Here is a 12,392-nt window from a genome sequence, read left to right on the forward strand (position 1 = left end):
ACTATTATCAAGAGCGAAGCTTACGGGGTCGGTCCAGGCTTTTCAAGGGCTGAGATGATGGGATGGCTGCCATGCGAGCAAGCTGACAAGGTTGCAAGTCGGCATGATCGTGACTTGTCGCCTGCGGCATGTCGGCTTGTCAGCGAGGGACTACAGTCTTGGCTCGCGCCATCATTTTGCAATAGGAACAGACTTCGGCTGTAGTGGGCTGGTTGCAAGAGGTGCAGGGGTGGAGGACGGCCCGGTCTTTCTCTGCCATGGTGGTCGCAGCTGGTTGCAGCTTGCTTTGCTTCTCGAGAAAGCCCCAGTAGAACGTCTGCTTCGTGCCAGGCGACTCGGTCTCGAGACGATTTAAAACTTCCTTGTACTGGAGCATCTTGGAACCTTTGGCCATGGGGCACTCCTCGACGATATAATCGATCCGGTTCAACACAGCATAGGCCGCAAGCTCCCGTTCTGAGAGCCGGTAGAGGGGCTTCACCTTCTTGGCAAATCCTTCCACTGAGGCGGGCAACGAGGGGCCCTGCTTATCCAGATATTCTTCCTGCCAATGTAGCACATTGCCTAGGAGCCGGGCCGCTTCGTCATCGAGATTGTGGCCTGTGGCCATCACGTCGTAGTGCTCTTCGATTGCCACACGATTAAATTGATAGCGTTTGATCGTACCGCAGGTAGAACAGGTCGGGCGATGGATGAGCTGAGCCAATTCCTTGATCCCGGCACCGGCCTCCTGTTCGACCTTATGGAGGTGCAACGTGGCTCCATGCGAGGCAGCGGCCGCTTGGGCGAATTTCGTGACCTTGGCAAGCGACTGTTCGGAATAGGCTCCAATGCCGAGATTCACATAGAGCGCGTCAGCCTTATAGCCGAGCTTGAGCAAGATGTCCCAGAGTGCCAGGCTGTCCTTCCCGCCGGACACTGCCACAAGAAGCCGATCATCCTTTCCGAACATCTTCTCAGACTTGATCGCTCGCGCAACCTGATCGTGGACGAAGCCATTGAAGCAGCCCTTACAGAATGCCGCATTGTGGCGGGGGAGACCGATGACAGCTTTGGTTTTGCATCTGGTGCAATTCATGGGCTGGTTTCTCTGGTTTGTTTGGTCTGTTTGGTTTATTTGGTTTGGACGGGATCAACCAGATAAACCAAACAAACCAGATGAACCGTCTTCAGCCCCCCGAGATCACCGGCCGGATTTCAATGTGATCGCCGTCGTAGAGCATCTCGTCTTCAGTGACGAGATCATCACCTTTGATGACCAAATGGGCTTCGACGACAAGGTTCAACTCGCGCAAGAGTTCTTTGACCTTCTTGGGACCTTTCACCTCAATAGTTCTGGCTGGATGGCTCAGTTGGACAAGCATGGGAGGATCATAAGCTCTCATGCCGGCACGGGACAAGGGGTCTCTTATGGTGAGGGGTAAGTAGGAAGTAGGGAGTGGTCAGTGGGGAGTGGGTAGGGGAGAAGGGTGGGAAAATGGCTACGGTGTGGGAATGAGTTTGCTCTTGGCGAAGACAATCCCCTCGTCGAGTGTTGAAAATAGTCCATCCAGCTGCGCTTCGTAACATTCATCGAGTAGTCGCCCTAGATCGGGGCCTGGCTGGACTCCTAGTTCCAGCACATGACGACCCATCACAAGAGGAGCGGGGGCCTGGGCTTCCACCTCAAGTTTACGTGCGCGCTCCAGCAGCCATTCACCGGCGGGAAATCCATCAAAAAGTTTTGGCGGGCGGCCCGCGTGATCAGCTCGTGCAACGCGGACGAGCCGGTCGATCCGTAGTACCTTCCTGGCCAGTCGTCGCACTGCGCTGTCCGAGGCATTTGCGTCATGCAGGGCGCGGGGGCGGAGATGGCAGAGCACAAGGGGAATCACCTCGTTGATCAGATCGCCTTGATTCGTCAATCGTTCCAGGAAGCGTCTCGTCGGAGCCTCTCCCTCCGGTTCGTGGCCGCGAGACATGATGCGTCCGAAGTCATGGGTCGTGGTCGCAGGCTTTCCGAAGTCGTGGCAGAGGATGCCGAGGCCCACCGCCAGATCGTCGTCGTGATGGCCGGTGCGCTCTGCGGCGAACCAGTCCAAGCAGTGGAGCGTGTGGATCCAGACATCGCCTTCCGGGTGCCAGATGGGATCTTGCTCACAGCCCTGCAACGCTGCGAGTTCGGGGTAGAAGCGAAGCCAGCCGCAGTCGCTCAAAAATCGTAACCCCATTGAAGGTGTGATCCCTTGGAGGAGGAGTTTCTTCCATTCTTCCCAGAGTCGTTCGCTCGGTTGTCCCTCTTGTGTCAGGGTCCGGCACAGGGCAACTGTCTCCGGCGCGACGGTCAAACCAAATCGAGCGGCGAGTTGCATGCCACGCAGCACGCGCAAGGGGTCTTCGCCGAAGCGACCGGAGGCGTGGCGCAACACGCGGGCATCGAGGTCAGCCCGTCCATTGAAGGGGTCGCGGAGTTCCAGTGTGTCTGGGTCCCAGGCCATGGCGTTGAGGGAGAAGTCGCGCCGCGCCAGTGCTTCGTCGATGTCCATGTCGGGATCGGACTGCCTCAGCAATCCTGAGACCGACGTGGGGTCGGCGAGCATGCGGGAGGGTATGGAGATATCGATGGGCAGACCCTGCAGTTTGAACACACCAAACGCTTTCCCGACGAACTGCACGGAGAACTGCTCTGCGAGCAGCGCATGCAGTTGGCCGGGTGGTACTCCGGAAATCTCGAGGTCCAGATCGCGTGGTTGCAGACCGAGCAGCAGGTCTCGGAGGCAGCCGCCGACCAGCCAAGTCCTGCCGCCGGCCCGGCGAATCAGTTGTTCAATTTGTCGCAGTGGACCCGCGAGCGCGGGATTCTCGATGCGGAAACGAACCGGCACCTAGAGCATCACCTCCCGGAGAAATTTCGCTGACTCTTCCGGCGCCACAGGATTGATGTAGAACCCTGTGCCCCATTCGAATCCGGCCACCTGTGTCAGCTTGGGAATGATTTCAATGTGCCAGTGGTAGAAATCTCCGGTCTTCTCGTGGAGGGGAGAACTATGGAGGACAAAATTATACGAGGGTCGAGCGAGGACCTTGTCCATTCGCCGGAGCGCTTCGGAGAGAATCGGTGCGAGGAACTCAAATTGTAGTTTCTGGCTCTCTTCGAAGTAGCATGCGTGACGCTTCGGCAGAATCCACATTTCAAAGGGAAAGCGTGGGGCATAGGGGGTTGCGCAGAGGAATTCCTGATTTTCTGCCACGATGCGATCGCCTCCAGAAAGGTCCTGTCGGAGAATATCGCAATAGATGCAGCGCTCCTTTTGTGCATAATGAGCCCGACAGCCTTCGATCTCTTCCAGGACGCTGGTGGGGATGATCGGCAGGGCAATGAGTTGTGAGTGGCTGTGCTCCAATGTGGCGCCCGCCGATACGCCGTGGTTCTTGAAAATAAGGATGTATCGAAACCGCACGTCTTTCTTCAGATCAATCATGCGGTCGCGATAAGACCACAGGACATCCTCGATCCGCTTTGTCGGCATGTCGGCCAGGCTATCTGTGTGGTTGGGGGTCTCGATGATGACTTCATGTGCGCCGATCCCATTCATGCGATCATAGAGACCAAGGCCTTGGCGGTCGAGGTCGCCTTCGATCTGAAGCGCAGGGAACTTGTTCGGCACGACACGCACGGTCCAGTTCGGGGTGTTGGGTTCCACCGGTTGAGGCCGGTAGGCCAGGATTTCTTTCGGCGTCAGCCGCTCCTGCCCTGGGCAAAAGGGGCAGAGAGTGGCAGCCAGTGGTCTGGTTGCTTGCATAGGGATGAAGTCGTGAGGCCGGGCGTTCCGTTCCGTCGAAATAATCACCCACCGACCGACAATCGGATCACGTCTTAGATCGGGCATGGTCTCTCCTAAACAATGTGGAATGTGGAATGTTCAATGTTAAATTGACCAAAAATTGCTAGACACATACAGGAATTTCACTCTTGTAATTCATCATTGAACATTCAACATTTATCATTCAGCACTTCGTGCTGCTCACACTCGCCAGAGATTCGCTTCAAATTCCGGACCTGGGACGAAGAAGCTTGCTGGCTTGCGGTGCGGGTACCGCGTAACTTCCAAGCCGTGCTCCATCACCAGAATGGTCATATGGAACTCTTGCCCGGGTAAGAGCTCGAGATCCTTGAATGGCACGGCCAGTTCTACAATCTTTTGATGACATATCGAGTGATAGGGGCGGATGTTCTCCCAGGATCCACTTGCCGATTTCTGCGAAAGCAGAAACTGTTCTTGCTCTGTCGCCTTGAGAGAAAAGGATAGGCGATAGAACCGTTCAGGCGTCTGCAGTTGCAGCTCGACTGTCAGTTCGGCCTTCCTCGTCTGCGATTGCTCGTCGGGATCGAGCCGGAGATATAACTGGTCAAGGCTCCAGCCGAACCGGATATCGTTCAGCACCCCGTCGGCTTTCCACATCGCACCGAGCGGTGGCTGAGTCGTAATTCTACCGGCTCCACGCCACTCGAAAAAATCTGTCACGAATCCATCGATCAAGGGGTTGAGTAAGGCGAGAGGCGCGGTGATGAGGTCCGCATCCGGCATGGTGCGAGGACGACAGATCGGCTGGTTCAACAGATCCGGTGCAGGCAGTCCCGCGATCGTCCAGACGTTCCGGAGATGGGTTCGAAAGAGCCGATCGAACTCCTCTTTGTAGTCGGTATCGAAGTCATCCCCGTACCACCAGAACCAATCGCTGCCTTCCGCGGCATAGAGTTCATCCCAGGCTGCCTGTGCGCGATCCGGGGGGAGGGTGGCAGTGATTTCGGCGAGACAGGTTCGCGTGTGATTCACGAGATCCCACCCTTGATTGTCTTCCTGGTGGCCGATCCAAATCTTGTAGTCCTGGTTGATCCAGGAGCCAGAATGCAGGTGTCTGACTCGCTGTGTCGCCGGCGCAGCCTCAAGCGCTTCAGAGATTGTCGAGGTCGTAGCACGAATACTGTGATCATTGAGCGCGCCGGTTGAACAGGCCTTATAGAGGATCGACAGAAACTGTTCACCCCCCTCGTGATAATGTTCCCAGGGGTTTTCCCCGTCGAGTACAATCGCGATAGTGATCTGTTCCTGCGGCGCATCGTGAATGATCTGGCGTAGCCGACGAAGGACATCCTCGGCGGCGATATCGGGAGTTGTCTTATGGTAGACGAACCCGAAGGCATCGGAGATCTCCCGATCGCGAAACAGTATCGTCACGTCTTGACCCTCCGGTCCGACCTGATAGGGCTGATACAGATCGCGGTGGCGCTGCCATGGTTGCTGGGTCGCGTCAAGCGAACGGGCGAGGATGCCTTCGTCGGTCGCAAGCCAGCGCAGTCCGACCTTCGGCAACATTGAAATCAGCTCCGGACAGACAGAGCCTTCCGACGGCCAGAGGCCTACAGGTGCTCGGCCGAATGTGGCGGTATGAAACTCGATCGCGCGTAGCAGTTGGGCCTCCGCATCTTCCGGTGCGTGGAACCGTGACGGGAGCGGGAGATCCGGTCTGGCTCGTCGGGTGAAGTCTGTATCGATGACGAGCGGCAGGATCGGGTGATAGAAGGGAGTTGTCGTCAGTTCGATTTGTCCCTTCTCCATCAGTCCTCGATAGAGTGGAACGATGTCCTTTACAGCGGCAAGTTGGAGGGACAGCACTTCTTGTTTATCTTCTTCCGTGAAGCCCCGGTTTTTCGCGCGTAGGGCTGCCAGGCGTGGATAGCGACTGACAGTGCCGTAGCCGAACCAGGCGAGGTTATGCCAGGTCTGTAGATCCAGCATATCCTGCGTCGAAAACTGCCGCGCCACCCGTTCCAGGTCGCGACCGACGACGTCAGCCCCTCGCTTCACGAGCAATTGATGATAGCGTGAATAGGGACGCACCATCGTAGCCCAATTGGCCGAGAAAAAATGCCGAATCAGAAACGCCTTCTCTTCCAGGCGAAGACCCGCTGCCGGGCGTTGTGCATATTCGAGGAAGAGGTCCCGCACCCTTCCCGATCCGATCTCTTGCAGCTGTTGCAGAAGCGAGGGGGTAAAATTGAAAGTGGCTTTAACCGAGGGAGATTTCTCCAGCCCATGGGCCATATCGTAGTAGGCCTTCGTGGCATGGAGTCGCACCCAGGGCATACTCGCAGACCCCGTGACCGGGTCTGTGTAATAGGGTTGATGCATGTGCCAAAGAAAACAGATGTGAGCAGTCTTCATGGTCGAATATTATTGAGGATTTAGCATCAGTATGTCATAGGGGTATCAGGCCTGCAATCACCGGAGAAAAATGGAGACGGTGCGTCAAGAAGATGAGCGAAGTGTAATGGGTCAGATACTCTGGTACTGGTTGCCGGTTGTGCTCTATGCAGGTGCGATCTTTTACCTGTCCGACCAGCCGCACCCGCAAGAGAAGCTGCCATCGTTCTTGTTCGAAGAATTCAGCGACAAAGTCTTGCATGCGGTCGAGTATGGTATCTTGGCTCTCCTCTGTTACAGGGCGTTTCGCTGGGCGTCAGGTCCAACTGTCGCTCGGCAGGCTATCCTGCTGGCCATCGTGACTGCCTCGGTTTACGGCATGACGGATGAAGCGCACCAGGCCTTCATCCCATTCCGAGAATCGGGCTGGCAAGATTGGCTGGCCGATACAATCGGCGCAGCCATCGGGGCGCTGAGTGGGCGGTTCCTCGACCGGAATATTCTCCCCCTAGCCAAGCGTGATGCGTGAGCACATCCTAGCAGGATGCTGAAAAAGTCCGCCAGCGGCGTTCTCGCATCGCTCAGAGGCTCAACGTACCGAATGAGATTCTCGAAGATCGGAAGCACCAGAGGGGTTTATCCGTTCGCCAAGATTCGTTGCAAGGGCGAACGGCCCACACGAAGTGCGGTTTGTACCTCCTCGCCTCTTCGCTCGCTGCGGCCTTGCTAGACAGCCTTTTTGAGCATCCTGCGGGACGGTTCTCTCCTATCCCAGATAAACAGGCTACAAAAGTTCAGTTGGCTTCATTATAGTTTTTCCGCAGCCTGCTAACGATCGACACCGCTCATCAACAGAGCAGCCTGGTTGATTCTCGAGTGCGCGCGTCCAACGAGGGTTTCTAGTTCCTCGACTTTCCCAGAAGGAGTAGGCAGATTGTTCTTCACTGCGCGCATTCCGCGAGCAGGAGGACGACCAGGCTGCCCGTCTTCTTCCTTGTGAGTGACAAGGTTTGACCGCATCAGTATAATGCCAAGCCTATGGCTACTGCCAATCCTACCGCGCCCAAACAGCCACTGGTTTTGCCTGATCGTACCCTCGTAGCTGCCACGGTAGAGGGTCGGCTTCCCTTTGAGGGACAATTCAAGACCCTTACGCCTTTAGCAGGTGATGCCTCCAACCGCCGGTATTTTCGCATCGAGGTGACCGGCGGCGCTGTTCACTCGGTGATTCTCATGCAGTTAGCGGAGCCAGAGGCCTTCAAGCAATCAGAAGAAGCCGTCAGCGGAGCGACTCATCAGATCGCCGAGTTGCCATTTCTCAACATTCTGTCGTATTTGTCCAAAGCCGGTGTCTCGGCTCCTCGCCTCTATCACTACGATCAGGCAGCGGGGCTGCTCTATCTTGAAGATTTTGGAGACCTTACCCTAGCGGAAGCCTGTCGTGAGGCAAATGCCGCAGATGTGGAAGCGCACTATACGCAGGCTGTCGATGTTCTTACGCAGATGCAATCGAAGGTCACCTCACTCGCCGATTCGAATTGTCTCGCGTTCCACCGAAGTTTCGATGTGCCGCTCCTCATGTGGGAGTTCGACCATTTCCTGGAATATGGGATTGTGGCGCGGCAGGGGAAGCCCATGTGCGCGGACGATCATCTGCCCATCCGCGGCGAATGTGAGAGAATCGCCGAGTTGCTCGCCGGCCAGCCGCGCGTCTTCGTCCACCGCGACTATCACTCGCGCAATTTGATGGTCGATGGCAAACGGCTGGGGGTCATCGACTTTCAAGATGCCTTGATGGGGCCGGCGACATACGATCTCGCCTCGCTGCTGCGCGATGCCTATATCGAACTCGACGAGGCGCTGATCGACCGCTTGATCAACCGCTACCTCGACCGATTAACGACTCATCGAGGACTATGGGGTAACCGGGAAACGTTCCGCCGCCTGTTCGACTTCACCAGCATCCAGCGTAATCTCAAAGCGGCTGGGCGATTCGTCTACATCGATCGCGTCAAAGGCAATCCCAAATTTCTCGCCGATATTCCGCGTGTCCTGAACTATGTCAAACGGAATCTCCTGAAGTATCCGGAGCTGGCAACGCTGCGGAAACATCTCACCCCCTATGTACCGGAACTACAGTGAATGTCGTGAGGGGTGAGGCGTTAGGGGTTAGGCGATGGGGAAATGAACCCCCTTACCCCTTACCCCTTACCCCTCACGAGGTTGCATGAAAGCCATGATCCTCGCAGCGGGCCTTGGAACTCGCCTAAGGCCGCTCACGAATACAATGCCGAAACCGCTCCTTCCCATTGCCGGTACGCCGCTGATCGTGTGGAACCTCTTGCTCCTCAAGCGGTATGGGTTTCTGGATGTCGTGATCAACCTGCACTACCTCGGACCGATGATCGAGCAGGTGGTCGGCAACGGCTCGCGATATGGGGTGCGGATTACCTATTCACGCGAGCCGGTTATTTTAGGGACCGGCGGAGGGATCAAACAGGCGGAGCCGTATTTTTCCGGATCGCCGGTGCTCATCCTGAACGGAGATACGCTCGTGGAGATCGATTTGGAAGCCCTGTGGGCATTCCATCGAGAACGAAACGCGGCAGCGACCTTGGTCCTCCGGTCCGACCCAGATTCCGTACGGTGGGGGCTGATTGAGGTAGGGGACGCCGGTAGGATCGTGCGGATCACCGGGCGTGGCCTCTCCGAGCCGACCGTGACTCAACCGAGAATGTTCGCGGGCGTTCATATCTTGCACCCCCGTCTGCTGCGCGAAGTTCCGAAGGGGAAGGCATCTTCGATCATCGAGGCCTATGTGTCGGGGATTCAGCGAAACGAAGCCGTGCTGGGGTACGATCACCAGGGTTATTGGTCAGACATCGGCACGCCCGAGCGGTACGGACAGGCTGAGCAGGATGCGAGATCAGGGAGAATCGATTTATCCCGCAGAAGTCTTTCGCCATCTGCTAGATGAATAGCCGCGCCCTTCCTAGCACATCGAACGATCAGGCTATTATCTCCTCTTTTTTGCCCGGCCAGGATGATAAGATGTCTGCTCTTACACAGATGAGACAACCCATTCATACTTTTATGAGGGAATTATGACCGTGACTCTGATTCGTTGCATCATCGGAATATCATTGGGGGGCATGCTAGCCGCGAGCGTCTGTCTCGCAGCAGAACCGGCTGAGGTAGAAAAGTTCGTGAAGGCTCGTATCGAGATCGGTGAGATGATGATGAACTATTTTCAGGGCGGAGGGCCTGCCGGGGGAGGCCAGCAGCCGTCGCCTGAACAGATGAGAAGCATGGGGGCGGACATCCATGCGAAACTCGGTAAAGTCTTGGCAAAGCATGATCTGACGGTTGAAGAGTACCGAAAGCGCAGTCCGGAGGTTTTCGCCGATGAGGCGGCGGTCAAGGGCTATCTCAACGAGCATCCTGATCTAAAGCAACGTTACGAGGCGCTCCCGCTGGATCGGATGGGACGTGGCGGCAGCACCGGGCGTGGGTATTAGCAGCCTGTCCAAGCTTGCTCGTTGCTCTCTCATGGAATGGCACCTGTGGTGGTCCCACTGCGCCCGTCGAACGAGGCTACAGATATTTCCTCCAAGCTCGCTCGTTCTCTCTTCAGGGATGGGGGCTGATTGATCTCCCCTTGCGCGCGTCCAACGAGGGGAGTCCGCGACCGCGCGTTGCGCGAGCACAGGAGATCATCAGCCTCCATCCCTTTCCTTCCTTTGATTGACTCCTCCCCACCCCCTCCATATAATGCCGCTCGATAGTAGATTTCGGCTGCCATTCCACACAGTTATGACTTCTTTCTCCAAGACATCTTTGGCTGGGAAATGGGACAAGGTCCGTGACGAACTGTCCCATGCGTTTGCCACCAAGACCGAGGCAGAGGCGTTCACAAGTGGAGATCTTCTGCTGCTTGATCGGGTGGCCGATGCGGTAGTGAAACGGGGCATGACTGCGCCAGCCACGATTTTTCTGGAATCAATCGGTCCAATGAATTTTCTCGGCAGTCAGGCGCTGTATTTTCTGGCCCCGATCGTCGAATGGGCGTTAGACGCGAAAGAAATTGAGCATGTGGCTCGATTGCTTGAACGACGCGAGACGATCCCCCGTCTCATCACAATCATCGAAACGAAGTCTGCTCCCCAGGCTCCTCCTGGAGCCGCCGCTCAATGACGCATCCTCGTGAAGCGTGCCTCGTGAAGCGTAGTTCGCGAACGACGAGATACGAGATACGAACGACGTGTGACCAGGTACGCATTTCAGATCAAGAGCCCGCCACGTGACGATCCAGGAATCAAGCAAGATCACCCATCCCCTCAATGTCATTGTCGCGACAGACTGTGGCAGCACCACGACCAAAGCTATTCTGATCGAGAAGGTCGGCGACGAATACCGGCAAACCTTCCGGGGTGAAGCGCCGACGACAGTCGAGGCCCCCTTCGAAGATGTGACGCGTGGTGTGCTGAACGCGATTGCCGAAATTGAAGAACTCTCCGGCCGGAAAATCCTCGATGGATACAGGATCATCACGCCTTGTCGTGATCCGAAAACGGGCGTGGACATCTATATTTCTACCAGCAGCGCGGGCGGCGGGTTGCAGATGATGGTGACGGGGGTCGTGCAGAACATGACGGGGGAGAGCGCGCAACGGGCTGCGCTCGGCGCCGGCGCGATTGTCATTGACGTGCTGGCATCGAACGACGGCCGATTGCCGCATGAAAAGATCGAACGTATTCGTACGATGAGACCGGACATGATCTTGATGTCAGGCGGGACGGATGGCGGCGCGGTCAGTCATGTGGTCGAGATGGCAGAGTACATTTCAGCCGCTGAGCCGCGCCCCCGGTTCGGGGCAACTTTCAAGCTCCCGTTGATTTATGCGGGCAATAAAGATGCGCAGCCGCAAGTAAAAAAGATCCTGGGTGAGAAAACTGCGCTGGTGCTGACAGACAATATTCGCCCGGTGTTGGAGCGGGAGAATCTCGCACCGGCGCGGAACAAGATTCACGACCTGTTTCTGGAACATGTCATGCAGCAGGCGCCGGGCTACAAGAAACTGATCGAGATGGCCGGTGCGCCGATCATGCCGACGCCGGCGGCGGTCGGCGTGATCATGGAGACAATAGCCAAGCGGGAACATGTGAACGTGATCGGGGTGGATATCGGCGGCGCCACTACCGACGTGTTCTCGGTCTTCGAGGGCCTGTTCAATCGGACCGTCAGTGCGAATCTCGGCATGTCCTACAGTATCTCCAATGTGCTGGCCGAAGCAGGCCTCCCCAATATTATGCGGTGGGTGCCCTTCACGATCGATGAACAGACGCTCCGCAATCGGATCAAGAACAAGATGATCCGCCCGACGACGATTCCGCAGACGCTGGATGAGTTGCAGATCGAACATGCGATTTCCCGTGAGGCGCTCCGGCTCGCCCTCATCCACCATAAGTCCCTCGCGACGGCCCTCAAGGGTGTGCAGCAGGAGCGTACGATCTCGGATGTGTTCGAGCAGCAACAGTCCGGCAAGACGTTGATCGACATGCTCAAGCTGGATCTCATCGTCGGGAGCGGCGGAATCCTGTCCCACGCGCCGCGCCGCGTGCAATCGATGCTGATGATGGTGGATGCGTACGAGCCCCTAGGGGTGACGAGGCTTTCAGTAGACAGTATCTTCATGATGCCGCATCTAGGAGTTCTTTCGACCATCAACGAAAAAGCCGCAACCGATGTCTTTGTCCGTGACTGCATGGTCTACTTGGGAACCTGTGTCGCGCCGATCGGGCAGGGAAAAGAAGGGGATCGGTGTGCAGACTATACGATCACCTTTCCTGATGGGCGGGTGGACAAGGGACAACTCTCGTTCGGCGACCTTCGGCTGGTTCCGCTGTCCGATGGACAGAAGGCCTCGATCACAGTCCAGCCTGCGAAACAGGTGAATCTCGGGGCAGGAGCAGGAGTGCCGGTCACGAGAGAAGTGCATGGAGGAGTGGTGGGGCTATTGCTCGATGGGCGTGGGCGCCCATTGCAGTTGCCTGCCGACCACAATGCCAGAGTGGCATCGCTGACGAAATGGTATAGCGCAGTCGGGCTGTACCCGAAGGGAGGTTGAGGTTGAGGCTGAGGTTAAGGTTGAGTGAAGAAAGCTAGCCCGGTTTTCTCAACCTGAACCTCAACCTGAACCTTCTCAAA

11 protein-coding genes are annotated in these 12,392 nt (G+C 56.7%); 6 read left to right on the top strand and 5 right to left on the bottom strand.

Annotation, left to right across the window (positions count from 1 at the left end; genetic code table 11):
* Window positions 1-139: 139 nt before the first annotated feature.
* The 5 genes from HZB34_06240 to HZB34_06260 all read right to left on the bottom strand — a co-directional run bounded on the left by HZB34_06240 (window position 140) and on the right by HZB34_06260 (window position 6,206).
* Window positions 140-1,078 carry an adenine nucleotide alpha hydrolase family protein gene (locus HZB34_06240; protein ID MBI5315552.1) on the bottom strand — a complete coding sequence of 313 codons (939 nt, stop codon included), beginning with the start codon at window positions 1,076-1,078 and terminating at the stop codon, window positions 140-142.
* Window positions 1,079-1,169: 91 nt separating this feature from the next.
* A complete protein-coding gene (locus tag HZB34_06245; protein ID MBI5315553.1) occupies window positions 1,170-1,364 on the bottom strand; it encodes a MoaD/ThiS family protein in 195 nt (64 codons plus the stop codon).
* Window positions 1,365-1,481: 117 nt separating this feature from the next.
* Complete coding sequence (locus HZB34_06250; GenBank protein ID MBI5315554.1) at window positions 1,482-2,798, bottom strand: polynucleotide adenylyltransferase; 1,317 nt, start codon at window positions 2,796-2,798, stop codon at window positions 1,482-1,484.
* Between the two features lie 66 nt (window positions 2,799-2,864).
* On the bottom strand, window positions 2,865-3,869 hold the full coding sequence (galT, locus tag HZB34_06255; protein ID MBI5315555.1) for a galactose-1-phosphate uridylyltransferase: 1,005 nt from the start codon (window positions 3,867-3,869) through the stop codon (window positions 2,865-2,867).
* A 135-nt stretch (window positions 3,870-4,004) separates the two neighbouring features.
* Window positions 4,005-6,206 carry a glycoside hydrolase gene (locus HZB34_06260; protein ID MBI5315556.1) on the bottom strand — a complete coding sequence of 734 codons (2,202 nt, stop codon included), beginning with the start codon at window positions 6,204-6,206 and terminating at the stop codon, window positions 4,005-4,007.
* A gap of 106 nt (window positions 6,207-6,312) precedes the next feature.
* On the opposite strand from HZB34_06260, the gene vanZ reads away from it, so the two are divergent.
* The 6 genes from vanZ to HZB34_06290 all read left to right on the top strand — a co-directional run bounded on the left by vanZ (window position 6,313) and on the right by HZB34_06290 (window position 12,312).
* Window positions 6,313-6,714 (top strand): VanZ family protein, encoded by a 402-nt coding sequence (gene vanZ, locus HZB34_06265; protein MBI5315557.1) that lies wholly within the window; start codon window positions 6,313-6,315, stop codon window positions 6,712-6,714.
* 509 nt (window positions 6,715-7,223) lie between these two features.
* Entirely contained in the window at window positions 7,224-8,327 is a 1,104-nt protein-coding gene (locus tag HZB34_06270; protein ID MBI5315558.1) for a phosphotransferase, read from the top strand.
* A gap of 85 nt (window positions 8,328-8,412) precedes the next feature.
* Entirely contained in the window at window positions 8,413-9,162 is a 750-nt protein-coding gene (locus tag HZB34_06275) for an NDP-sugar synthase (protein ID MBI5315559.1), read from the top strand.
* A 127-nt stretch (window positions 9,163-9,289) separates the two neighbouring features.
* Complete coding sequence (locus HZB34_06280) at window positions 9,290-9,703, top strand: hypothetical protein (GenBank protein MBI5315560.1); 414 nt, start codon at window positions 9,290-9,292, stop codon at window positions 9,701-9,703.
* Between the two features lie 319 nt (window positions 9,704-10,022).
* Entirely contained in the window at window positions 10,023-10,379 is a 357-nt protein-coding gene (locus HZB34_06285; GenBank protein MBI5315561.1) for a hypothetical protein, read from the top strand.
* 130 nt (window positions 10,380-10,509) lie between these two features.
* On the top strand, window positions 10,510-12,312 hold the full coding sequence (locus HZB34_06290) for a glutamate mutase L (GenBank protein MBI5315562.1): 1,803 nt from the start codon (window positions 10,510-10,512) through the stop codon (window positions 12,310-12,312).
* Window positions 12,313-12,392 lie beyond the last annotated feature (80 nt).

The organism is Nitrospirota bacterium, from assembly GCA_016219645.1.
In the GTDB taxonomy this organism is placed as follows: domain Bacteria; phylum Nitrospirota; class Nitrospiria; order Nitrospirales; family Nitrospiraceae; genus Palsa-1315.